Here is a 25,247-nt window from a genome sequence, read left to right as displayed (position 1 = left end):
CTCCTGTTAACAATTAAACCAAAATTAAACTAACCATATTACCCTGAGTTCGATTAATGTTTAAATTAACCGGGGCTTTAAACTAGTTGTTTAATCTTTTCGTCATACTGAAATTAACTCAGGGTGGCGAATATTCTTATAAAAGGCTTATTTACCTTTCCATTCATCGTTTTGTACGATTTTAGTATTGTTAAGCTCATTTTGAGGGATTGGAAAAACCTCATGTTTACCAGCTACAAAACCTTTAAATGCCAAAACAGAAGCTGCTTTACCCCAACGCACTAAATCTAACCAGCGGTGTCCTTCACCGGCCAGTTCAAGTCGTCTTTCTTTTTCGATATTATCTTGTGTAACAGCAACCGGATTTAAACCCACCCTTGCCCTTACTGCATTTAAAAGCTGATAAGCTCTTGAACCTGCTCCTACCGCAGCACCCGCATCCATTAAAGATTCGGCCTCTAGCAAATAGGTGTCTGCCAGACGGATTTCGTAGATATCCTGAGAGAAATTTAAGTCGTAATTTGTACCCACAGTTGTTTTGTTGGAATTACGGGCCAGGAATTTTTCAAGAAAGTAACCGGTATTCAAATAACCAGGGGTATAACCCGGCTTTTTAACACCAGGATTTACCGGTCCTAAGCCATCGTAATTTCCAATTACATAGTTTTTTTCCAAACTATCCAGGTTTGCCACGGTTGCTTTATTACGCGGATCAAAGTGGATAAAATCAAAAAACTCTTTTCTGAATACCAGAAAACTGTAACCACCGTAATAATCTGGTGCTCCGGGATTGGCGTTGTAACCACGTGGCCCTGTAATAATATTTAAAAGATTACCTTCGGTTGCACCGGCATCGCCCCAGCCACCGTTAGAAGCGCCAGTGTGTACAATTTCCAGGATAGATTCGCTATTAAATTTGTTGCTGTATTTCCATAAATCGGCAAAGTTTGGCAGTAGTTTATAGCCATAAGTTGGGTTTGCCTGACCAGGAGTTGGTCCGTTTACAATCGCAAACTGATCTGCTGCCAGCTGATATTTTTTCTGCCATAAATAAATTTTACCCAATAAAGCCTGCGCTGCACCTTTAGTTAAACGCCCTCCTTCGGTAGCTGCCGGAACCGTGTTTGGTAAACCAGGAATGGCGTCAAGCAATTCTTTTTCAATAAAAGTATAAATATCAGCGGGTGCCACCTGCTCTACATCATACATCCCACTTACCGGAACTTCGGCTGTAATTAAAGGAATCTTTTTAAAGAAACGAACCAGGTCAAAGTAAAACAGTGCACGCAATGTTTTAGCTTCAGCTGTATAACGCGACTTTGTAGCTGCATCCATCTGAATACCATCGATTCTGGCCAGTAAAATGTTTGCCCTGTAAATACCTGCATAACCCTTATTCCAAAGGTAACCTTGCGGACCAACCGCAGGACTGAGCGTATAATTAGAGACTACCTGAAGGGAATTTACGTCTGTAGCATTACCACCGCCAGCAATCTGGTCATCAGAAGCTACATCCATAATCGCTACCTTATCAAATAAACCTCCGTCCTGAAAACCGAACCTATCGTAAACTGACACCAGACCGGCCAATGCATCAGCCGGGGTTTTATAATAATTATCAACCAGTATCCTTTCCTGGAAATTTACATCTAAATCTTTTTTGCATGAGTTTAATAACTGGGAGCCAATTACCAATGCAAGAATATATTTTATTTTAGTTTTCATTTTTATAGTCATTAAAATCCAACATTTAAACCAAACAGAAATGAACGTGCCTGTGGATAAGCACTGCGGTCTATACTGAATACTGCTCCGCCACCCGCATCGCTGGTTACCCCCAATTCCGGATCGTATCCTGAATATTTGGTTATGGTAAATAAATTTTCGCTTAACACATAAACACGTAGTTTTTGCATCCTCAATTTACTGGTGATTGATTTAGGAAATGAATAGCCCAGCTGAATGGTTCTTAGTCTGAAATAATCTCCTTTTTCAAGATATACCGAGTTAAATTTTGAATAATTTCCGTTTGGATCACCCTCTACCAATCGCGGTAGAGTAGCACTTGTATTGGTTGGTGTCCAGCTGTCTAAAATTTTAGTTTGCCAGTTAGCTTGCGTACCAATATCTAACCTGCGCAAACCCTGGAAAATAGTATTGCCGGCAACACCACTTCCAAATGCAGAGAAGTCGAAGTTTTTATAAGCCAGATTAATGGTTAAACCGTAACTGGCTTTAGGAGCAGGGTTGCCCAGATAAGTACGGTCATCACCATTAATGGCATTGTCACCGTTTAAGTTTGCAAATTTAAAATCGCCAGGTTTAGCATTAGGCTGTAATTTTGTTCCTGAAGGGCCAACATAACTGTCAATTTCTGCCTGTGTTTGGAAAATACCTAAATTCTGGTAACCAAAAAACTCATTGTAAGACCTGCCTAAAGCGGTACGGGTAATACCCCCCAAAGTTTGGAAACTTGCGGTATTATCATCAATAAAAGTAACTCCAGGCAATAATTTAGTGACTTCATTTTTAAAGAAAGAAGCATTTGCATTCACACTTACATTAAGTTCTCCAAATTGCTTGCGATAGCCCAATTCAAATTCAACACCTGTATTCTGCATATCGGCAACATTTGCAGCAAAAGCACCGCTACCGGTATAACCCGGAACGGGAGGGTTTTGCAAAATACCAATGGTTTTCTTTTTATACCAGTCGAAACCAAAAGTAAAATCTCTGAATAAAACAGCATCAAAACCAATATCGGTTTGTCTGGTTTCTTCCCATTTCAAATCGGGGTTTGCCGGTGCATTTGGACTGTAACCTACATTAATGACTTCGGTAGAGCCAAAAGTATAGTTACGCCCCGGACCAACGGTTGGCACGAAAGAGAAATCGCCAATTAAATCTTGTCCGGTTACCCCGTAACTTGCACGGATTTTCAGGAAGGAAACGATATTATTTTTAGGAAAGAAATCTTCTAAAGTTGGTACCCAGCCTACTGAAGCAGAAGGGAAGTAACCAAATTTATTGTTCTGTCCAAATCTTGAAGAACCGTCACGTCTGATTAACGCAGTCATTAAATATTTCTCTGCATAATTGTATTGCAACCTCGAAAACAAAGAGTTAACCTTATGGTCTGTTCCGTCGTTTCCACTCGTTGTTCTGTTGGCAGGTAGTGTATTGTACCTGAAAGAAGCCTCATCAAAAGTGGTTGCGGGAATATTGGCATAAGTTGTAGACACCCCCCTGGCGTTACCATCTTTATAAGCACCCTGACCAACCAATAGGGTAATGTTGTGTTTATCAAAGATTCTGTTATAAGAAATGGTATTTTCAAAGTTGTAATTAATTACATAATTAAGATTACGTGAAAGGGATGCAGATAAATTTGATCCACCCGGGCCTGAGCCTAAGAAAAACACAGGCGTAAAGCTATCGCCACCATAAAAGGCCATTTTTGTACCCAGCGTAGAACGAACATGTAAACCAGCAATTGGTTCAACATCAACAAAACCGTTACCAATAATATTGTGATCCCAGCTGTAATTGCCCAAACGGGTTTGAATGTAAGCCAATGGATTTTTCATCTCCTGAAAACCACCTGCCGGAACGCCATAAAAATTACCATTTGCATCCTTCAATCCCAGTGGATTGTTGGGGTTATAAACTGTAGCTGCTGAAGCTGCATCAGAAATAATTGCCGGCATAATCGGATCTAAATTCACGGCTGAACTTAATACGCCTCCGTACTCTCTGTTGGTTTCTCCGATGCCACTATTAACGGCATGGCTATAGCCCAAATTTTCTCCGATGGTAATCCATTTTGCCGGTTTGTAAGTTGAGTTTAAACGAACATTTGCACGGTTAAATTTAGAAATCGGAGTCGCTACAATCCCATCAATATCTGTATAACCGAATGAAGTATAAAAAGTTGCCTTTTCACTTCCGCCACTAATGCTTACTTCGTGATTTTGTTTTGGTGCGCTGTTGTTAAAAATTAACGATTGCCAATCTGTACCCTCACCATAAGATTGCGCATTTGGATATGGAGCAGCTTTACCGGCATTAATAGCCGCTGTATTCCTTACTGTAGCATACTCTGTTGCATTAAGCAGATCCAGTTTTTTTGCAGGTGCCTGTGTACCATAATAACCACTGTAAGTAATGCTCAGGTTTCCTGCCTTACCTTTTTTGGTGGTGACTAAAATTACGCCGGAAGCCGCACGTGCACCATAAATTGCTGCCGATGCCGCATCTTTCAGTACTTCTATAGATTCAATATCGGCCTGATTTAAATAACCTATGCCTCCATTGTCAATTACCACTCCATCTACCACCCATAAAGGATTATTTTTATCATTTCCGAATGAGGTAAATCCCCTTAAGCGAACGGTAGCACTTGATCCTGGCTGTCCGGAGGTTGCAGCAATAGTTAAACCAGAAGTACGGCCCTGTAAAGATTGCTCAATCCTAACAACGGGTTGATTTTCCAGATCGGATGCTTTAACACTTGAAATGGCCCCGGTTACCACGCTTTTCTTTTGCGTACCATAACCTACAACAACAACTTCACTTAATTCTTTAGCATCTGTAAGCAAACTTACATTAACGGTAGATGAGGTAATGGTTACGGTTTGGGATGCCATACCGATTAAGCTAAATGTTAATCTGCTTCCGTTTGCCGCCTGAATTGAAAACCGGCCCGTGCCATCTGTAGAAACGGCTCTGTTTGAACCTTCTACTTTTACAGTTACCCCGGGAAGTGGTAACCCCTCTTTTTGATCTGTTACTTTTCCTGTAACGGTGATGTCCTGAGCCATTAAAGCAAAGGGAAATACCATCAAACAGTAAATGAAGAATACGAATGTAAATCTTCCTCTCATAGAAAATAGTTTTTAGTAAATGATTTGGTTAGTTCGAGTGCCTGCACAGCTGCTGCAACTCAAATCAAATCTAATGGAGGAAGATAGTTTTAGTAGAAATTGAGCCCACTACACCAGCCATACAAACGCCGTTTTATGCCAAAAAAAGCCGCATTTTACACCTACATAAGCACTACAAAAACAACGTAACAAACTGAAAATAAATTAATTAAATTAAAACCATTAAAAAGCATTATTGACTGCCTTTTTGCCTTGCGATCTCGATTAAAAACTCGTAAAGATTAACCTCCGGTTTAAGCTGAAGTTTCTTTCTCAGGCGATATCTTCCAACTTCAACGGCTTTAATGGTTACATTCATCAGTTGTGCCATTTCTTTTGAGGAAAGGTTCATAGACAGGTAAGCACAAAACTTCAGATCATTCTGGCTCAGGTCGGGATAAAGATCTTTAAGCTTATTAAAAAACTCAGCATTTACATGGTTAAAGTGTACGCTTAAATGGTCCAGCTCCTGATCTTTCTTTTCTACCTCACGGATTAAACGAATCAGGTGCCTGAAATTTGGAGAACTTTCTGAAAGATCCTGACTCTTAATTACAGACGATATAACTTCCTTGATTTTGGCCAGCACCTTACCTCTTTGCACCAGGTGCATGGTCATGGTGGATAATTCTTTGTTTTTATAATTTACATCAGCTTCCAGTTTTTCGTTTTTAAGGCGTACAATTTCCTTTTCCGTACGATCCAGTTCCAGCTGATGCAGATAACCCATTCTTTCCTGCTCTTTAAGGTGTTTGTTTTTTTGCCAGCGGATTATTAACCTAACCAATAAAACCAGTAAGGCCAGGTAAAGTATTTTCATCCAGATAGAATTATACCAGGCGGGTAAAACTTCAAAAGTATAACTAACCACCGCCGATTCGTTCCCGGCATCGGTTCGTCCTTTTATATTAAAGGTATATTTACCTGCGGGTAAATTGGTATAATCCTTTTCGCTTTTTACATTCCATGCCGACCACTGCACATCAAAACCTACGAGCTGATAACTAAAACTAATATTTTTTTCATGCTCAAAAAGGGTTGATGAAAATTCGAAATGAACAGAATTTAAAGCATTTTTAAGTTGAAGGATTTGAGTCATATCCTGTTTGTCTGCAATATTGCCTTTTTGGACAAAATAACCTCCAAAAATATTACTGTCTGTGGCCAGCAATTTTACAGCACCTAAAAGTACAACTGGCTTGGTAATGTTATCAATGTATTTATCGTAATTGATGTGGTAAGCACCTTTATTTGCGCCAATAAAGATATTTTTTTTATCCAGCGCATAAATAGATTCAAATCCACCCACTACTTTTCCATCCAGCTCGGGCAGGTAAAATATGCTAAAAGGATTGGAGCCTGAAGGTTTGCTAAAATCTACAATCCCAACCTTTTTATTGGTTACAAACCAGATATTCCCTTCGTTATCCTCCTTTAAATATTGAATAGAAATTCCGTTAAGGGCATTATTAAGTAATTTTAACCGTATAAATTTTTGGTGATCGGTATCATATTCATAAACACCATCTACTGTGGCAATAACGACCCTGTTTTTAACACGATACACATAATTGTATAATTTAGAGGGCAAACCTTCTTTTGGAGTGAACATCCTGGTGCGGAGTATTTTTTTATGATCTGCACTTAATTCAATTTTGTAAACGCCATGATATGGATGCGAGGCCCATATGTTATCGTTATTATCGACAACGATAAAACGCAGGGTTTCTGTAATTCCTTCTATTTTACCGCCGTTGGTAAATGTACCGTTTAAATAATTTAATTTTTGCAGGCCCACATAGGTTCCCGCTAAAACATCTGTTGCAGGAAAAACATTTTGCAGCGGCTGAAACATCCAGGTTCCCGGAAGTGTATATAAAGGTTTTGCCACATTACCCTGAATTAAAGAAGTACCTTCTTCATGCGCCATCAACAACTGGTTATTAATTTCATCCAGGCCCCAAACCTGTCCCTTTGTATTTTTAACCTCTTCAAAGTTCGATGTTGAATAACTTAAATCCTGTGAAACAGCGTTAACGGGTGTACGGTACAAACCGTTGGAAGTACCAATGTATAAAGATTGGTTAAACTTGTGGAAAGCGTAACTCGTTATTTGTTTGTTCCTGTCTGGATAAATATTTTTAATGGCACTGTTAATGGCTACATAAGCGATCCCATCATCCAGCGCCAGCCACATATTTTTGTCCTGATCTAAAAGTATGCCCCTTACATTATTGTTTTGCAAACCCTCCCGGTAATTGTATTTCTGTACCAGCTGGCCCTTTTTATTCATAATGTATACGCCACCTGATGTTGTGCCCACTGCGTAAAGGTTACTATTAATCTGACTGGCAAAAAATATCCGGTCGTTAATAAACACGGCATCCAGTTGAGTACGTAATGGTGTAAGGTGATTATTGTGTATGGTAAAAAAACCCTTTTTTAAAGTAGAAACCAGTAAAGTATCCTTGCCATAAGGCATAATTGAGCTCACAGACGCATACTTTAAAACGGTATCGGTACAATAGGGTTTCCAAACTTCTTTGTCGTAAATCATGATACCCGCATCCTTAGATTGTGCCATTACTTGTTTATTCACGGCACCGAGGTAGAGCCAGGTTGCACCGGGTTTGTAGCCTTTAATTGCACCGTCTTTATAATGAAGAACAACATTGGTAGAACGGAAAAAAACTTCATCGTTAACAATAGCAATATCCCAGATATCAGCAAATTTACGTTGGGTTTCGGGTAGCAGGGATAATAATGAAGTGTATCTTAAAATCCCCCATGCATCAGGGAAAAAATAACCTATTTCATCCTGTCCACCAACATAAATTTTATTTTTAGAATCTATTCCAATAGATCTTACGGATGTATAATTGGGCAAACGATGCAGGTTCCAGTAGCGCCCGTTAAAAGTTAATAAGCCTTCATTGTTTCCAAAATATAAGATGCCTTGCTTATCCTGCTTAACATCCCAGTTTTGAATTCCCCCCAGATAGTGCTCGTTATTGTAATTTACAATTTGAGGAATTCCGAGTAAATCCTGTGCATGGGATTTAAAATTCATCAAAAAGATAAATGCAATAAGTATACTTTTTTTCATGATTAGCCAGGGAGGATTTTTGCAATAATAAATATATAATTTTAATTCTTGTGTAGGCCTGTCATTTTGTATTAATGATGCCCCCGTTTCCCTTTTTAGCTTAAAAAAATTTAGAAGCGGATAAACGCTCAATGCTATAAGTTGGCCTGTACGGAAAGAAAATTTGAACCCGTTTAATCCTGCTGATTTACTCCTGGTTTTTTATCAGTTTTCGTTCTATGGCTTTTCTCCAAATGGCATAACCCGCTGGATTCATGTGCAACATATCTTCTAAAAATAATTCAGGTCTTAACTGCCCTGTTTTTGTAAGCATGGGTTTATAAATATCTACAAACACTACATTTTGCTCTCCTGCCAGAAACTTTTGGATTAACTGATTTGAGGCAATGGCTTTCTCTCTGAATTTATCACGACTTGGGCTGGGTTTTATAGAAATATAAACAATAGGCGTGTTTGGTAATTTTGCCCTGATTGATTTATATAGATTAATTGTTCTGTTTAAAACCGTATCCGGAGTCACTTTAGCATCAGGCAAGTCATTTTCTCCGACATACAATACAATTTGTTTGGGATTATACGGAAAAACGATATCATTCAGGTAAAAAGTAATGTCGTTAATTACCGCCCCGCCAATACCGCGGTTTAAACCATTATATTTTGCAAATACCTGAGTTAAATCGTCCCATTTTCTAATGGATGAGCTGCCTACAAATAAAACCGGATTAACCGGTGCCTTATACATGGCATCAAAATGTTTAATGGCTTGTACATCGTCCCAGTAAGCTGGTTTTTGCTGTGCAATGGCCGAAATACAAACGAAATAAGTCAGGCTAAGGGCTATAAAGTATTTTCTCATGCTCATTGTAAATAAAAATTATTTAAACTTCAAAGGTACAAATTCTGATTAGCCAGACATTGATACTTATCGTTTATCACAAGCTTGTTATACTTAAAACCGAACGGATAGATTTTAAATTGAATATAAAAATAATGATGTTGTGATGCAGCATTGTCAACAACCGTCATCCAGTAAGGGACTGTTAAATAAAAAATAACATTTATTTTAATGCAATCCGCAGTTCTTTATAAAGTTTCCAGGAAAATCTCCGCCTCCACCCGGGCTTCTCTGCAAACATCGCTTATTATGTTTATATGCCGTTTAAGCTGGTCGGGTTGACTGTAATCTTTAAGTTCCTGAAGGTGAGATTCAAGTTTCGGTCCCAGCCCCATAATATAAATGGTAGATAACATGCTGTGGGCCAGCGGTTGGATTTTATGGTATTCTGCAGTTTCGAAATATAAATTCAACTGATCAGTCTCTGAAATAGAGAGTTCTATAAATTGATTGGTTAGTTCTTTTTGAAACTTAACGTCTCCCATGCTAAGTTCCATCAGGTAATCGAGGTTGATTATCCTAAAATTATGAGTAAAATTTATAGCAGATTTTTGTTTTAACAGGTCAGATTTAGTAGTCATTGCAGATAGTATGTTATTTATAGAATTTGCATTCTTTTATTTAGTGCCGATTTATAGGCGTCTGAGACAGGTACAAAGCTTTTATTTATAATTAAAGTGCCGCCTTCAATGGTATCAATTTTACTCACATTAATAATAAACGACCGGTGTACTCTTGAAAACAAATCGGGTGTAAGTTTATCTTCAACGGATTTTAAAGAGGAATGAATGGTATAAATTTTATCCGTATCGTATATTTTCACATAGTCGCCCTTCGCTTCGAGGTAACAAATGTCACTCAGCTTTAATCTTCTGATTACTCCGGCATCGCGGATGAAAATAAATTCGTCCTTTTTGTTCTCTATAAATAAATTTCTGCTCTTGTATATTTCACGGGCTTTAACAATAGCCTTTAAAAAACGGGCGGGTGTTACCGGCTTTAAAATAAAGTCAACAACGTTTAAATCAAAGGCATCTGCGGCGTAATCCTTTTTTGAACTGATAAAAATAATCAGAGGTTTTATTTGCCCCAGTCCATCAACGAGTTCCAAACCTGTAATGCCAGGCATTTCTACATCCAGTAATAATAAGTCTATTTTGTTATTGGCAATTTTCTGATAGGCCTCTGTTGCATTGAGGCATTCACCAACAAGCGTCAGGGATTCCTCCATATCTACTAAATGTTTTAGTGCACTAAGCGCTATTTTGTTGTCATCAACAATCAGGCAATTCATTTACAGGGAGGATTTGATCGTTATAAATTTAAGTATATCAACACTTTAAAAATATAGCCGACTGCAAATGAATAAAATGAACATGTTAAAATTTCAAAGTTTCAATCGGTCTGTTCGACTCCCATTTTTGCCTTTCTACCGATAGTTTATAGGCCAGGAATTGGGCCAGCGCTACATTTGTTCAACAATTACAAAAAATAAAAAAGTTATGAGCATCCTTAAAAAAATTTTATTTACTACAATTATCATTTTATCTGTTTACTCAAGTCAGGCACAGATTTCTTTCAAAGAACCGGTTAGCTACAAGCTAAAAAACGGAATGAATATTATTATTTCAGAAAACAATCAATCTGCTAAAGCATTTTCTAATTTCACTTTAGATACCCGTAATCTTAAAAACAGAAAAGATGGCGTTATAGAATTATTAATGACGATGATTGGTGAAGGCACAGGCAAAAACAACAACATCAGCTTTAAAGACCGTACAGGTAATATCTCTACAATCACTGCAAATTTTGATGAAGAATTGCAAAATATGGCCGCTGCCATTCAAAATATAAGCTTTAGCCAAAACACTTTTAACACTGCAAAAGCAAAATTAATGTTAAGCTTAAAAGCACAGGATTATGATTACGATCAAACCGTAAACGAAAATTCTATTATGGCGCTTTCACTAGCTGATGTAACCGATTTTTATAATCAAATTACTCCATCTAATTTTTACCTTACAGTAGCAGGTGATGTACACACAGACGAAGCTAAAACATCAGTTAAAAAAGCTTTCGGAAACTGGAACAAAAAAATACAAAAAGATCAGGTTTTAGAAATCGCTGAATAAAAAATTGTCTATTCCATATAAGTAAAACCTTTCCGGCCGGAAAGGTTTTTTTGCGTTTACAGGATTTTGATATTTTTCAGGCGTTTAAGTCCATTTTTGCCTTACAAAATCTACCTGTTTTCAAATTATTAAAAAGTAGAATCATTATATTAGTTGCTTCCCGCGTAAGATCATTTGATAAATAACATAAAGCTTCTTAATTTTTGGGCAAGAACAATAAACATTAAGATGAAAGTATTAACGGCAAAACAATTTCTTACTGAACTTTCAGCTTTTCAAACGAAGGCTGAACTTGAAAATGTTCAACGGTTTTTCAGGTATGAAGGCATGGAAAGTAAGTTCTTTGGTGTTCGTATGTCCAACATATTTGCACTAGCAAAACAATTTATGCAAATGCCCCTGAACGAAATTGAAAAACTTCTGGAAAGTGATTATTATGAGGCAAGAATGGCTGCAGTAAGTATTATGGACTTTCAGGCAAGAGATAAAAAAAACACGGCGGAGCGGAAAAAGGAATTGTTCGATTTATACATTTCAAAACACAGCTGCATCAATAACTGGGACCTGGTTGATCGCAGTGCACCCTTTGTAGTTGGTGGTTATTTATTTGATAAATCAAGAACCCTGCTTTACCAACTTGCCAAATCAAAAAATGTTTGGGAGCGCCGGACAGCAATTGTTGCTACTTATTTTTTTATCCGGGAGAACGATTTAGAGGATACCTTTAAAATAGCAGAAATATTAGTAAACGACCAACACGACCTTATCCAAAAGGCTGTTGGGAGCTGGATTCGCGAAGCAGGGAAACGGGACAAACAGAAACTTTTAAACTTTTTAGACCAATATGCCTCAACTATGCCAAAAGTAACCCTGCGTTATGCGATTGAAAAATTGGATCAGAAACAAAAAGACCTTTATAAAAAAGCTAGCCAATTGAAATAGCCACAGAAATATTCAATGTTGATGTATCTTTCACAAAATAGTTCTCTTTTATACCTATGAAAGAAAGTACTAAACTAAACGTTGTAATTCTACTGAACAGCAGTAATACCACAAACAAACCACGTAGATTTTTTGACAATGGAAGAAAACAAAAATGAACAGCCGTTAAGTGGCCCTGGTTCAACACCTTTCGCCCAAACTTATTTTCACGGAACCAAGGCGGACTTAAAAATAGGTGACTTAATTCAAGTTGGTTTCAACTCTAACTATGGTTTAAACAAAAATGCAAAGTACATTTTCCTGTCTGCAACACTTGACGCTGCGATATGGGGTGCTGAACTTGCCTTTGGCGAAGGGCGGGAGAGAATTTATCTGGTAGAACCAACCGGAGTCCTTGAAGATGATCCTGATTTAACAGATAAAAAATTCCCCGGTAATCCGACAAAATCATATCGTTCCATCCATCCATTTAGAGTTGTAGGAGAAATTACAATTTGGCAAGGACACCCAACGGCGCAAGTTAAAGCGATGACTGCTCATCTTGAACGACTTAAAGAACAAGGTATCAATTCATTAAATGACGAATAAATTAACCGATTCCGAAATTTCCGTTCTCATGGGTAACCAAAAAGATAACCATTTCAAATGGTTTGATATTGAAATAGAGCAAATAACTAATTATCATAACAGCTCTTTGTTCTACTAAATTTCAATAAATATGTTGTGTATATTTGAGTGTTACCTGCTATACTAATTAAACATTCTGTATGACAAAGCACTCGACTATATTAACTTTAATTTTCGGATTTATCTTTTTTGTTTCCTGGGGACAAAATCCGAAACCTACTCCCGCTGACAGGTTTTTAAACTTTCTTAATAATTATCAGATTGATAGTTTGCGGGTTATAGTTGCTGACAATTTTGAGCTGCAAAGAACCTATACAAAATATATAAATGACAAAAAATCATTTTTAGAAAATTATGTCCCCCAGTCAAAAGTATTCAATGGAAAGTATAAAATCTTAAAAAGAGCTGAAAACAAATACGAAACTGAATATAATGTCCAGGACCAAAGTAATTATTTGAAATATCTAAAAATTACTTATCCAAAATGGAAAATTAAAATTTTGACGAATCATAAAAATATGATCGAACATATGTTGATAGATACCACTGGAAATTATCAACTTTATTTGACGCAATTAAAACAGAAAACTAAAAAATTTGAAAAGTGGGTAAGCCAAAAACATCCGACAGAATACCTGAAAGATATTTACGCGAATGAAAGGCGATTAACAACGCTGTTAAAAGAATATTCAATGAACAAATAAACCACAACAGGTAACAGGAGTTTTAAGCCAACGGGCTGATTGCAAAATTCAAGAGCAGTTTTGCAATTGAATTTTAATAATAAATTTGACTTTTCCGAAGGAAATCGGGACAAGTATTGCTTCAATTGCCCAGCCAAACACAAAGCCCCAAAACATTACAGGCTATGTTAATGAGCTGCTAAGTATGACGGAAAATAATAACTTGAAAGATTAATTTAAACAAATATTAATATTATGAAAAAATTACAATTCAAAGCAAGCATCAATGCGCCTGTGAGCAAGGTATATGATTTTATGCTTGGCACTAACAGTAAATCAACTTATGAGCAATGGACTTCTTCGTTTAACCCGACATCTACCTATGAAGGAAGCTGGGATAAGGGAAATAAAATTCTATTTATTGGAGTTGATGAGAAAGGAGAAAAGGGAGGTATGGTTTCCAGGATAGTTGAAAACATTCCTAACCAGTTTGTTTCCATTCAACATTATGGTCTTTTAAAAGCTGACCAGGAAATTACAGAAGGACCAGAAGTAGAAAAATGGGCAAACGGATTTGAAAACTATACCTTCGAAGAAAACAATGGGGCCACAACCGTTATTGTTGACTTAGACACCACTGAAGATTTTTTAGGCTATATGAACGATACCTATCCAAAAGCACTGGACAAGTTGAAAGAACTTTGTGAAAAATAACAATTTCAGGAATATCTTAAAATACAAAGAAATAAACACAACAAACAAATAATCTACAACTATGACTTACATAGACCTTAACACAACCACCGGTGAACGAAGGAAATGAGTGAAAAATTAAGGCGGCATATAGAAGAAATTATCAAATTGACGGACGAAGAGTTTGAATACGTCTTATCACACTTTGTGTACAGAAAATTTCTAAAAAACCAATATGTTATTCAGAATGGTGATTATGTGAAGTACGACTATTTCGTGTTAAGCGGTTTATTGAAATCCTGGCATATTAACCATAAAGGGAAATCTCATATTGTACTTTTTGCAGCTGAAAATTGGTGGATTTCCGACCCACAAGCTTATCATAATCAAACAAAGGCCATCTTAAACGTGGACTGTTTGGAAGACAGCGAAACACTTTACATTTCTTTAGAAAACAGGGAAAAACTCTGTTCTGAAATGCGAAAAATGGAATATTTCTTCCGTAAGAAAACTACATCAGGCTATGTGGCTGCTCAAAAACGAATTTTGTCGCTCATCAGCGATCATGCAAAACAGCGTTATGAATACCTGATGCAACAATATCCCGATTTACTGCAACGTGTACCCAAAAGTCTGATTGCTTCTTATTTAGGTATTACAAGAGAAACATTAAGCAGGTTGACTTCTCAACACGCGTGATATTTCTCACGCTCATTTTGTGATAATTGTCCTTTGTCTTCCTTTTCCATTGTAAGAATTTTGCTGATAAAATTTAGACAATGAGAGGACAAGTAACATCAGCAAAAATTCCATTCGCCATTTGGGCATTAACTTTTTGTGCATTTGGTATCGGAACGACGGAGTTTGTAATCGTAGGTTTATTGCCGACCATTGCAAACGATTTATCCATTTCTATTTCATCGGCAGGTTTATTAGTCACGCTGTACGCTTTGGGCGTAGCTATTGGCGGGCCTGTTTTTACAGTATTGACAGGAAAAATAGAACGTAAAAAATTATTGCATCTAACGATTGCCGTTTTTATAATCGGGAACACAATCGCCTTTTTTGCCAACAATATTATTCTCCTGCAATTGAGCAGGGTAATCACAGGAACAACTCATGGTGTATTTTTTGCCTATGCGGTAATCATTGCCAGCAATATGGTAACGGAAAACAAAAGGGCAACCGCTATTTCGTTAGTATTTGCTGGGTTGATGATTTCAACCGTTATCGGAGTGCCATTGGGCACTTATATTGGTTCGCATTATGGTTGGAAAATGACTTTTTTAGCCGTTGTAATCTGGGGAATTTTGGGTTTACTTATCCTGGGTTTTTCGCTTGGGAAGCAAGCAAAACCCACTGAAACCCTAAAGCTGAAAGACCTACCTAAAGTACTTAAAAACAGTTCGGTTTTAATGGTTCTTTTGTCCAACATCTTCGCTTATACAGGCACTTTTGTGTTATTTACTTATCTATCACCTGTATTGAAAAACATCACCGGATTTTCTTTAGACACGATTAATTTTATTCTGTTGATTTTTGGAGTGGGTGTAGCATTAGGAAATATTACGGGAGGGCGCATATCTAACCGAAAACCTTCAAAAACATTGGTTTACCTTTTTCTTTTCCATGCCATCATGTTGTTTATCTTATCCTTTGTGCTGACCAGCAAACCTATAGTCATTATTACTTTATTGCTATTTGGTTTTTTTGCTTACAGCAATGTTCCTGCATTACAATTATTGGTTGTGAAGCTTTCGGAACGCAAATTTCCAGGAAGCGGGGGAATTGCCTCTGCATTGAACGTTTCAGCATTCAACATTGGAGCGGCTTCGGGCTCGTTCATAGGTGGCCTGGTGGCAGACAGTACGCTCACATTACAAGCGACACCATGGATAGGTGGATTTTTTGTAATTGTTGCTTTGGGATTGGGTGTATTAAATTGGCAGCGAGACAAAAGCACTGAAGAATAAGGGCATGACCATAATAAGACATTGCCACTTTCTGTGACCCCGCAGGGATTCGAACCCTGGACCCAATGATTAAGAGTCATTTGCTCTACCAACTGAGCTACGAAGTCGTTATAAACAAATATAATATTAAACTCCGGGATATATATCATTTATAATGTCTTGATTTTAAGCTTATTTTATTCAGTTCTTGCTAAGTTATAAGCATAAAACTATATTTATACCTGAGTTGCATCCGGAAACAAAACATGCAACCAGAACCGATCATAAATTTGCTTAATATGAAAAGATACCTGTTTATATGCTTGTTATTAGCTTCGGTTACGGGCTTTGCGCAAAACACGATTAACAATTACAAATATGTTATTGTACCTGAAAAATTTAGCTTTCTAAAACAGAGTAATCAGTATGATTTAAACAGCCTGACCAAACTCTTTTTAGAAGAGAAAGGTTTTAAAGTTTATTATGATAATGCAGATTTACCTACAGAAATTGCCAACAATAAGTGCAGCGCACTGATCGCTGATTTACTGGAAAAAAACTCAATGTTTACCACTAATGTAACCTTTTTACTAAAAGATTGTAAGGGTAACATTCTGTTTAAAAGCAAAGAAGGAAAAAGCAGAGAGAAAGAGTATAAAATTTCTTATAACCTGGCTTTGAGGGATGCTTTTACTTCCTTAAATGAAGTACAATATGCTTATAATGGAACGACCATTGCAAATGAACAAACCAACACAGCACCTGCACCTGTGGCAGCACAATCTGCTCAAATAACTCCTCTTGTAGCAACAACAGCGGTTGCACAAACTCCGGTTGCTGAAGCCAAACAACCTGATGGTACACTTTATGCACAACCCATCGCCAACGGGTATCAATTAATAAATACAGCACCTAAAATAGTTTTAACTCTTTTTAAAACTTCGGCAGCTGAATATTTTATTGCCAGCAATGGAACGGCCAATGGTATTGTTTTGAAGAAAAATGGGGATTGGTTTTTCGAATACTACCAAAACGATAAACGGATTGCAGAAAAGCTTCTGATTAAATTTTAAATGGAATCAGAACTGTGCAGATTAATGAACTCAATGTCTACGAAGTAAAATTCAGCTTCAATAAAAAAGGGCGCTAAATAGCGCCCTTTTTTAATCATTAAACATTAACTATTCTTTTGTTAAAAGTTTGTTAGCCTCTTCGGCAATTCTCTTTACCTGCATATAACCGGTAGCGGTACTTCCTGATTTATTGAAATTAATTTCGAGTTTGCCACTGGATGCTTTCAGATTAATTTTCTCTCCGTTTTTTATAGCTACAATTAAATCCAGGTCACTATCCAAATCCAATTTGTTATTTAGTGCAGAGTCCAGGTATTTTTCCAGTATTTCCGTTTTATTTTCCGGATATGCCGCTTTAAAATTATAGGAATCGTTGGTATCTGTAATGGTGATATTTAAGTTGTTGTTTCGATTTTTACAACCATACCCCATTGTAAATAGTAGTATTGAAATGATGTAGATTAGATATTTCATGTCTTTATATTTATAATTAATTATTAGTTACTTCCTGCTCTGCCTTTAATATCATCAGTAGCGGTATTTCTTGTTCTTTCTGATTTGACATTCTGGTTTCCAAAAGCGTAAGTAATGCTAATATAAGCTCTTCTGCTAATGTAGTGATTAACCACTGTCATGTTAATGTTTTGATAGGCCAGTTTACCTTCCCAATGGTTGGTCAACAAAATATCGTCCATATTTAACCTGAATTTAAGTTTTTTGTTCAGCATTGTTTTTTGTATCCCTGCATTTAAAGCATACTGAGGAATAGTAGTTTGCTCCACACCTGAAACTCTTGGTGAGTTAAACCAGAAATTAATTTCCAAACTAAAGTTTTTAGGCAAAGTAAAAGAGCTTGAGGTATATAAATTTACCGCAGCCTTATTTGCACTGTAGGCTGCTCCTTCTAAATTCCCATCTTTAAATTTACTATAATACAAACTTGCACTGTTTTGTAAATTCCACCAGCTAAACACTCTAACAGGTACATACACGCTTGCAGAGAAGTTTTGTGATCTTCCTAAATTCTCACGGATTACACTAATTACCCGGGTTGCATCATCTTGCTTACTAATTTGCGTAATCATGTCGCGTGTATCCGAATAATTCAAAGTAAATGAAGCTTGTTTATAGGTGTACCCAATTTCAAAGTTATCGGTAAACTGAGGTTTCAAATAAGGATTTCCCTGATCTACGGCTAAAGGATCCATATAGAAAACAAATGGGTTTAATTGCTGATAGTTTGGTCTGTCTACCCTTCTGCTGTAAGAATAGCGGATATTGTTGTCTTTATTTAACTTTTGATTAATAAATACGGTTGGGAAAAGAGAAAGATAACTTCGTTTAACTTCTTTATTATCGGTTACCGAATTTCCTTTGGAGCTGGTATGTTCTGCTCTCAAACCTATTTGTATCTGCCATTTGTCCCATTCTTTTGCAAAGTTGGTATAAGCCGCATTGATGTTTTCTTTGTAAACAAAGTAATTTGATTTGCCTAAATCATTCTGCCAGGCGCCAGAAACAAACTCCTCTGAAATAAAATCATTTTTGGTCACTACATAGCTGCTTTTTAAACCTGCTTCAATTTTCATTGTTTTAGAAAGCGGCAATGTTAAATCTGTTTTCGCTGCATACACATTAATCTTAGCGTCTGTTGCATTTTTTAAGGTCGTATTTTTTGTCGGTGTACCATCAGCATCTAAATAATTGGCTAAAAAGTTTTCATCTTTTTTATTCCCAAATCCTGAATAATCGGCATCGAAGGTAATGCTCTTGCCATCCTTATTGTAATCATGCTTAATGTTAAAGTTGGCGGTTAAGTTATTAAAGGGAAACTCCGAATTTGCATTTTGGATAATGGAACTGGAACTTGCTATACCATTTTTCATTTCATTGATATCGGTATTACTTAGGTTACTCAGTTTAGAACTTACTGTATTGGCATCTATCATTACTCCAAAAACCGTTTTTTCTGATGCATAATAATCGGTACCGATTTTACCCTGGTAACCTACCCCGGTATTTTGGCGGTCAAAATTTTGGGTTAATACACTTGCCAAACCATCAGACTCGGTAGTACGGGTTAAAAATGTATTGTTAAAGTTTACCTTTCTGCTAAAGCTTCCGTTTCCATATACATTCCATTTGCCTTGTCTGTGGTTTAGATTCAGACTTACACCGCCACGATATAAATCGCTCGGTGCATCAGGTATAATTCCACGCCCAAGATTTCCGGTTACACTTCCGTTTGTTCCGTAAGCCTTGTTTCTTCTCAACTTAATATTGATAATCCCTGCATTACCCGCTGCATCGTATTTAGAGGATGGGTTGGTAATGAGCTCAATCGTGGAGATTTGGTCACTGCTCATATTGCTCAGCAAAGTGGTTACATCTGCTCCCGAAAGGAAGTTTGTTTTACCATCTATCATCACCAAAACACCCGATTTATTGTTCAGCTTAATTTGGTCACTCTGACGGTCAATTTGTACACCGGGTGCTTTTTCCAGTACTTCCAGTGCACTTCCTCCTGTCGATACAATACTGTTCTCTACATTTAAAACCGTTTTATCAATCTGGTGCTCAATAAATGGCTTTTTACCCTGCACACTTACTTCCTTTAATTGTTTGGTTGTGCTTTCAATTCCGATTGCAGGAATATTTAAATCTCCAGTAACTGTTAGCTTAGCTGTTTTTTTTGTCTTAAAGCCCACAATAGAAACATTAATCACATAATCTCCATTTTTCACCTGATCGATTACAAATTCTCCGTCCGGATTGGTAGATACACTTTTTACAACGCTTGTATCCGGAAAGTTTAATAACCTGACAATAGCAAATGGTACCATTTGGTTCTTTTCATCCACAACTTTACCTGAAAGTTTACTGATTTTTTGGGCAAAAGAAGTCCCACACACCAAAAGGCATGCAATTAACGTAAAGAAAGTTTTCATCTTATATTATTTTTAGAAGATGTATCATAAATATGGTTTTGTCATCCTTAAGCCTATGGCAGCCTTGGGGGAGAAATTACATTAGATGATACACCCTCCTGTTTGATTAATTATTTAAGTATTTCGTTTAAACTTTGTGGGTCAACTCTATAAATTACTTGCTTACTTCGACGTTGGTTTTCAAATTAAGGTTACAGGTACTTTTTAATTATTTTGCTGATCTTCTTCAACCGGTTTAGGGTGATCAACTTCGTATTTACATTTTAATCCATCTGTTGTCATAATCCAGGTGCTAAAATCATCGCTGTTATTTGGGTTGTCATTGCAACTCCACCCATAAAAATTATTCACATAACGGTAAGCATCCTGTTTTAAAACCAATTGTGTACCTACAGGTATTTTTAAAGTTAAAGTAACTTCCTGCGCTCTCCAGTTTATCCCTTTTTTAAGCTGTAATCTGGGACTAAACATTAAAACGCTGTCATTAACCGAGTAGCTGTATGCAATATTCTGCGCATTTTGCAAGGCAATTTTAAACGTTTTCCCCTGCGAAGTATACGTTTGTACTAAACTTGTTTTTCCGCTTTCACTCTTTTCAACATCAATTCGTATGTTTTGAGGTGCTCTGAATGGGTTATCTTCCGGATTATCGATTACTTTTCTGTTCTTAAAAGAATCAGGACCAATGTGGAAGGATACGCTATCTTCTGCGCTAAACATCATACTTTTATCGATATCAATAGCATAAACGGGTAATGTTTTTAAATCCGTTGTTTGGGTAATTTCTGCATGCTCTTTAAATTCTGAAGAAATTTTTGCTACATAATATCCTGCAGTTGCAACTCCGGCCAGCCAGATAATTAACAGCGCAAAAGAAAGGGTTTTATTAATGGCTTGTTTGTTAAAGGCCACCCGGATAGAAAATAAAACCAGGGCTAAAATTGGCACAAAAAATACGATAAAGGCCGATAAGAGTAACGTATCCCTATAGCCGTAATTGATAATTGATAAAGGGAAATAATCATAGGCATTACCATCATAAAAGCCTAAAAACGCAGCTGCCGCTATAATTAAGAAAAGTAAAAACAATACCCCAAACACCACAATAAAACCGGCGATTACTTTAAAAATTACTTTTCCTGTACCAGATATAAAACGACCAAGCCATTCGAAAAACTCGCCGATTACGATACCGAAACGGGCAAAAATGGGTTGTGCGTGTGCATTAACTTCTTTTAAACGATCTTTAACAGCTTCCAGTTCTTCGTCCAGGTTTTTTTGGAAACCCTGAAGATTAGCAGGCTCACCTTTCATTTCCATTTTCTCTAATCTCGACTTCGCTTTTGGCATGATGATCCATAACAAAGCATAAACTAAAATACCGGTACCAACGAAACATATTGTAATTAAAGCGGCCAGTCTGATCCATTTGGCTTCTACATTTACGTAATGAGCGATCCCTGCGCAAACACCGGCAACAACACGCTCATCCATATCCCGGTATAATTTTTTCTCTGCCTGATATTGATAACTGGCATTAATTACAGGCTCTTCTTCCCCTTCTTCAGCTGCATCAAAATCCTGCACACGGCCCATCTGACCAATTACAAAATTTACATTCGCTAAATCTACCACTTGTTTTTTCTGCTCTTCAAGCTGTTCAGTAAGCAATTCAACAATCCTGTTTTCGATATCAGTTACAATCTCCAGGTCATCTGCATGATTGGCAAAATGTTGTTTTACTTCGTTCAAGTATGCTTTTAAGAGTTCATAGGCGCTCTCTTCTATGTGAATGATGGTATTGCCTATATTTATGATGATGGTCTTTTCCATTTCTAATTGAGTTAAAATTTATGAATTGGCTCCTTTTTGTGAGATACCCACGGCATAGGCCAGCTCCTGCCAGGTTTGATCCAGTTGAGATAAAATATCCTTACCAACCTCGGTAAGGGTATAGTATTTTCTTGGCGGACCAGAGGTAGACTCTACCCAGTTATAACCTAACAGGCCATTATTTTTAAGTCTGGTTAGCAATGGGTACAAAGTGCCCTCTACCACCAAAAGTTTAGCCGACCTCAATTCGGCAATTATATCTGAGGCGTATATCTCTCCCCTGGAGATTATCGATAAAACACAATATTCCAGAATTCCCTTCCGCATTTGTGTTTGCGTATTTTCTGCTATCATAATACAAAGATATATGTTTAATAATGTACTATGCAATACATAGTACTAAAATAAATTCATAAATCATATTAATACATTGATAATCAGACTAATAAATTTTTATGTATTTTTACATTATTATCTATTTAGACCAAAAACATCTGAAAATTTTAATAATATATAAATACTATAGATTTAATATATTTTAATAATTTTGCAGCATTCTAATTTATTTTCATGAAAAAATCTATTGCCAGTATTGTTGCTGAGGCTAATGAAAAAGGTGAAGGCACACTCAAAAGAACCCTCGGTCCGGTTAATTTAATTTTAATTGGTGTTGGTTTAACGCTTGGGGCCGGCTTATTCTCGATTACCGGCCTTGCCGCTGCAAATCATTCGGGGCCAGCCGTAACATTATCTTTTGTAATTGCTGCCTTAGGTTGTGGCTTTGCGGCTTTATGTTATGCCGAATTTGCATCCATGATTCCGGTTGCAGGTAGTGCGTATACTTATTCTTATGCAACCATGGGCGAATTTTTTGCCTGGATTATTGGTTGGGATTTAGTTTTGGAGTATTCTGTTGGTTGTGCTACAGTTGCCATAAGCTGGTCGCAATATTTAACACGCTTTTTGGCAAGTTTGCATATTTACCTGCCTCCACAACTTACCCGCTCTCCTTTTGAAACGGCTAAACTTGCCGATGGAACTTCGGTACATGGCATTATCAACATTCCGGCTGCACTGGTTGTTGTGCTTATGACAGCAATTTTAATTCGTGGCACAAAAGGTTCGGCTATTGTAAATGGAATTATTGTATTTTTAAAAGTGGGCGTTGTGCTGGTGTTTATAGCATTAGGCTGGCAATATATCGATCCGGCAAACTACCATCCATACATCCCTGAAAATACCGGAACATTTGGACAATTTGGCTGGAGCGGGGTTTTACGAGGAGCTGGATTGGTATTTTTTGTTTTTATAGGCTTTGATGCGGTGGCCGCATCCGCACAGGAAACCAAAAATCCTTCACGTGATTTACCTATTGGAATTATTGGTTCATTGGTTGTTTGTACAGTTTTATTTGGTTTATTCGGTCACGTAATGACAGGTTTAGCCAATTATAAAGAATTTGCCGATAGCGGTGCTCCGGTTGCCATTGCCATTGAAAAAACACCTTATGCCTGGTTAAGCCAGGCCATTATTCTGGCTATTTTAATCGGATATACTTCTGTAATATTAATTGATTTAATGGCACAATCGCGGATGTTTTATTCCATTAGTAAAGATGGTTTGCTACCTAAAATATTTTCAGATGTGCATCCAAAATTTAAAACACCGTGGAAGTCGAACATCATGCTTTGTATTTTCATTGCAGTGTTTGCCGCATTTGTTCCTATAAATGTAGTGGGAGAAATGACCAGCATTGGTACTTTACTGGCCTTTTTAATGGTTTGTGTAGGGATTTTAATCCTGCGTAAAACAGATCCAGAGGCTAAGCGACCATTTAAAGTTCCTTTAGTGCCACTTATTCCAATTTTAGGAATTTTAACCTGTATTGCCATGATGATCTTTTTACCTTGGGAAACCTGGTTAAGACTTGCCGTTTGGTTAATTATAGGGCTGGCTATTTATTTTTGGTATGGCAAAAAGAATAGTAAATTAAAGACAAAAGCACAATAAAATATATAAATCTCTTTTAATTCTAATTGCATCATAGATGAAATTATTAAGCTTAATATTCATTTTTTTTACGAGTATCTGCTATTCGCAAAACAATATTTATAAGATTGCTAAAACCAATTGTTCTATAGTAAAGGAGGGAAAACTGTATGGTCTGATCGATGAAAATCATAAACCTGTTTTGTTGCCAAAGTATGTATATTATGAACTATCTGTTAACAATCGATACATAAAGTTAAAATCAGAAGAGGATAAATATACACTTTACGACCTAAATGAGAGAATGGTACTTCAGAATGACAAGCATTGGATAATGTTTTATAATTTGAAATCAGGTAAGATTAATCATGCTTTTTTTACTGTTAAAAACTCAGGGGACGGTGAAATTGAACTCTATAATGATAAAAATGAAATGGTCAGGAATTTAGGAAGCTATGACGTATCTCTTCAAGGAAAAATAGTTTTGGAACTTTTGTGTTAGAAAATTCTGACAGGTCAAATTTCATTTTAATAGATAATAAAGGAAAAGAAATTTGTTCTTACTCATACATCTATCAACCCTATATTGATAATGATTATTTATTAGTTAGAAAAGACATTTTTAAAGATCATTTTAAATATGGTATTATAAACCATTTGGGTAAAATAATTAAGAAGATAAAATTTGACAAAATAGAATTCAGAGAAAACAGCATTATTTTCAAAGCAGATAAGAGTTACTTAATTACTGATTTAAATTTTAACAGGAAATTCGAAATTTCCAAAGCCCAGGAATTAAACTTTATTTCAAATGAATTAATATTAGTGAAGATCTCAGATCGTAAATGGAAACTAATTACTGAATATGGAAAAGAAAAACTAGAAATAGCTGCAGAGAAGGTAGAATACAATAATCGAAGGTCGTTAAAAGTAATCAATGAAACAGAAAGTTACTTTATAGACTTTGATGGAAACAAGGTTAAATAAAGGCAACAGCGAACAAGTATTTTCAACAAATTTTGTGTCAGTTTTTTGTGCAGTAAAACGCATACATAACCGTTAATCAAAAGGGTACATTCCTGATCAGAAAACGTACCCTTTTTACTTAAAAATACTTTCACAAAACTATAAAAATCAATTATTTAACATAAAAATACAAGTTATTAACATTTTCACGTTTGTTTATTTGTTTGGCTTAACATTTGTCTTATAAAAAGTATCCTGTAAAACATCTACCATGATTATCAAATTAGACACATCTCTTTTCAGACTTTCCAGAGCGAAAGATGAAAGTTTAAAAAAAGAAGTCAGACCGCTTACTAAAACGGAGTGGATAAATGCAGACCGTATTGTAATGGCTGTTTTATTTTTGATTGCTATTGTGGGCTCAATTATTTTCTAAAATTCTTCGTTAATCATTTCTTTGTTTAGCATTATAGCTGCAAAAGAATT

The 25,247-nt window shown here is 36.5% G+C and carries 22 protein-coding genes and 1 tRNA gene; 12 read left to right on the top strand and 11 right to left on the bottom strand.

Annotation, left to right across the window (positions count from 1 at the left end; all coding sequences use genetic code 11):
* Positions 1 to 147: 147 nt before the first annotated feature.
* The 6 genes from O0955_RS14975 to O0955_RS14950 all read right to left on the bottom strand — a co-directional run bounded on the left by O0955_RS14975 (position 148) and on the right by O0955_RS14950 (position 10,217).
* Positions 148 to 1,725 carry a RagB/SusD family nutrient uptake outer membrane protein gene (locus O0955_RS14975; RefSeq protein WP_269428366.1) on the bottom strand — a complete coding sequence of 526 codons (1,578 nt, stop codon included), beginning with the start codon at positions 1,723 to 1,725 and terminating at the stop codon, positions 148 to 150.
* Positions 1,726 to 1,736: 11 nt separating this feature from the next.
* Positions 1,737 to 4,883: a SusC/RagA family TonB-linked outer membrane protein gene (locus tag O0955_RS14970; RefSeq protein WP_269428365.1), complete on the bottom strand. Its 3,147-nt coding sequence runs from the start codon at positions 4,881 to 4,883 to the stop codon at positions 1,737 to 1,739.
* Positions 4,884 to 5,115: 232 nt separating this feature from the next.
* The gene (locus tag O0955_RS14965; RefSeq protein WP_269428364.1) at positions 5,116 to 8,028 is read right to left on the bottom strand and encodes a ligand-binding sensor domain-containing protein; all 2,913 of its coding nucleotides are present in this window, start codon (positions 8,026 to 8,028) and stop codon (positions 5,116 to 5,118) included.
* Between the two features lie 187 nt (positions 8,029 to 8,215).
* Entirely contained in the window at positions 8,216 to 8,884 is a 669-nt protein-coding gene (locus O0955_RS14960) for a GDSL-type esterase/lipase family protein (RefSeq protein WP_269428363.1), read from the bottom strand.
* A 227-nt stretch (positions 8,885 to 9,111) separates the two neighbouring features.
* The gene (locus tag O0955_RS14955; RefSeq protein WP_269428362.1) at positions 9,112 to 9,504 is read right to left on the bottom strand and encodes a hypothetical protein; all 393 of its coding nucleotides are present in this window, start codon (positions 9,502 to 9,504) and stop codon (positions 9,112 to 9,114) included.
* Positions 9,505 to 9,521: 17 nt separating this feature from the next.
* Positions 9,522 to 10,217 carry a LytR/AlgR family response regulator transcription factor gene (locus O0955_RS14950; RefSeq protein ID WP_269428361.1) on the bottom strand — a complete coding sequence of 232 codons (696 nt, stop codon included), beginning with the start codon at positions 10,215 to 10,217 and terminating at the stop codon, positions 9,522 to 9,524.
* A gap of 208 nt (positions 10,218 to 10,425) precedes the next feature.
* On the opposite strand from O0955_RS14950, the gene O0955_RS14945 reads away from it, so the two are divergent.
* The 7 genes from O0955_RS14945 to O0955_RS14915 all read left to right on the top strand — a co-directional run bounded on the left by O0955_RS14945 (position 10,426) and on the right by O0955_RS14915 (position 15,973).
* The gene (locus O0955_RS14945; protein WP_269428360.1) at positions 10,426 to 11,055 is read left to right on the top strand and encodes an insulinase family protein; all 630 of its coding nucleotides are present in this window, start codon (positions 10,426 to 10,428) and stop codon (positions 11,053 to 11,055) included.
* 228 nt (positions 11,056 to 11,283) lie between these two features.
* Positions 11,284 to 11,997, top strand: a complete 714-nt coding sequence (locus O0955_RS14940) for a DNA alkylation repair protein (RefSeq protein ID WP_269428359.1) — start codon at positions 11,284 to 11,286, stop codon at positions 11,995 to 11,997.
* 138 nt (positions 11,998 to 12,135) lie between these two features.
* Positions 12,136 to 12,585: an NAD(+)--rifampin ADP-ribosyltransferase gene (arr, locus tag O0955_RS14935; protein ID WP_269428358.1), complete on the top strand. Its 450-nt coding sequence runs from the start codon at positions 12,136 to 12,138 to the stop codon at positions 12,583 to 12,585.
* 179 nt (positions 12,586 to 12,764) lie between these two features.
* Positions 12,765 to 13,328, top strand: coding sequence for a hypothetical protein (locus O0955_RS14930; RefSeq protein ID WP_269428357.1), 564 nt, complete (start codon positions 12,765 to 12,767; stop codon positions 13,326 to 13,328).
* A gap of 234 nt (positions 13,329 to 13,562) precedes the next feature.
* Entirely contained in the window at positions 13,563 to 14,021 is a 459-nt protein-coding gene (locus O0955_RS14925; protein ID WP_269428356.1) for an SRPBCC domain-containing protein, read from the top strand.
* A gap of 105 nt (positions 14,022 to 14,126) precedes the next feature.
* On the top strand, positions 14,127 to 14,699 hold the full coding sequence (locus O0955_RS14920) for a Crp/Fnr family transcriptional regulator (RefSeq protein ID WP_269428355.1): 573 nt from the start codon (positions 14,127 to 14,129) through the stop codon (positions 14,697 to 14,699).
* 80 nt (positions 14,700 to 14,779) lie between these two features.
* A complete protein-coding gene (locus O0955_RS14915) occupies positions 14,780 to 15,973 on the top strand; it encodes an MFS transporter (protein WP_269428354.1) in 1,194 nt (397 codons plus the stop codon).
* Between the two features lie 34 nt (positions 15,974 to 16,007).
* Here O0955_RS14915 and O0955_RS14910 read toward each other — a convergent pair.
* Positions 16,008 to 16,080 (bottom strand) — tRNA-Lys (locus O0955_RS14910).
* A 171-nt stretch (positions 16,081 to 16,251) separates the two neighbouring features.
* Here O0955_RS14910 and O0955_RS14905 point away from each other — a divergent pair.
* Positions 16,252 to 17,025 (top strand): hypothetical protein, encoded by a 774-nt coding sequence (locus tag O0955_RS14905; RefSeq protein WP_269428353.1) that lies wholly within the window; start codon positions 16,252 to 16,254, stop codon positions 17,023 to 17,025.
* Positions 17,026 to 17,133: 108 nt separating this feature from the next.
* Here O0955_RS14905 and O0955_RS14900 read toward each other — a convergent pair whose 3' ends face one another.
* The 4 genes from O0955_RS14900 to O0955_RS14885 all read right to left on the bottom strand — a co-directional run bounded on the left by O0955_RS14900 (position 17,134) and on the right by O0955_RS14885 (position 22,160).
* Positions 17,134 to 17,499, bottom strand: coding sequence for a hypothetical protein (locus O0955_RS14900; protein WP_269428352.1), 366 nt, complete (start codon positions 17,497 to 17,499; stop codon positions 17,134 to 17,136).
* A gap of 23 nt (positions 17,500 to 17,522) precedes the next feature.
* The gene (locus O0955_RS14895) at positions 17,523 to 19,973 is read right to left on the bottom strand and encodes an outer membrane beta-barrel family protein (protein WP_269428351.1); all 2,451 of its coding nucleotides are present in this window, start codon (positions 19,971 to 19,973) and stop codon (positions 17,523 to 17,525) included.
* Positions 19,974 to 20,177: 204 nt separating this feature from the next.
* Positions 20,178 to 21,806 carry a PspC domain-containing protein gene (locus tag O0955_RS14890; RefSeq protein ID WP_269428350.1) on the bottom strand — a complete coding sequence of 543 codons (1,629 nt, stop codon included), beginning with the start codon at positions 21,804 to 21,806 and terminating at the stop codon, positions 20,178 to 20,180.
* An 18-nt stretch (positions 21,807 to 21,824) separates the two neighbouring features.
* Positions 21,825 to 22,160: a PadR family transcriptional regulator gene (locus O0955_RS14885; protein ID WP_131539178.1), complete on the bottom strand. Its 336-nt coding sequence runs from the start codon at positions 22,158 to 22,160 to the stop codon at positions 21,825 to 21,827.
* Positions 22,161 to 22,376: 216 nt separating this feature from the next.
* Between O0955_RS14885 and O0955_RS14880 the strand changes: the two genes are divergently transcribed.
* The 4 genes from O0955_RS14880 to O0955_RS14865 all read left to right on the top strand — a co-directional run bounded on the left by O0955_RS14880 (position 22,377) and on the right by O0955_RS14865 (position 25,197).
* On the top strand, positions 22,377 to 23,816 hold the full coding sequence (locus tag O0955_RS14880) for an amino acid permease (RefSeq protein ID WP_269428349.1): 1,440 nt from the start codon (positions 22,377 to 22,379) through the stop codon (positions 23,814 to 23,816).
* Positions 23,817 to 23,853: 37 nt separating this feature from the next.
* Positions 23,854 to 24,297 carry a hypothetical protein gene (locus O0955_RS14875; protein ID WP_269428348.1) on the top strand — a complete coding sequence of 148 codons (444 nt, stop codon included), beginning with the start codon at positions 23,854 to 23,856 and terminating at the stop codon, positions 24,295 to 24,297.
* Positions 24,291 to 24,782, top strand: a complete 492-nt coding sequence (locus tag O0955_RS14870) for a hypothetical protein (protein ID WP_269428347.1) — start codon at positions 24,291 to 24,293, stop codon at positions 24,780 to 24,782. Before O0955_RS14875 ends, O0955_RS14870 begins: the two co-directional genes overlap by 7 nt.
* 250 nt (positions 24,783 to 25,032) lie before the next feature.
* Positions 25,033 to 25,197, top strand: a complete 165-nt coding sequence (locus O0955_RS14865; protein WP_269428346.1) for a hypothetical protein — start codon at positions 25,033 to 25,035, stop codon at positions 25,195 to 25,197.
* Positions 25,198 to 25,247: the final 50 nt, after the last annotated feature.

This window comes from Pedobacter punctiformis, assembly GCF_027213715.1.
GTDB classification, from domain to species: Bacteria; Bacteroidota; Bacteroidia; order Sphingobacteriales; family Sphingobacteriaceae; genus Pedobacter; species Pedobacter punctiformis.
Note: the sequence above shows the minus strand (reverse complement) of the source record. Positions and strands in the feature narration are given on the sequence as shown.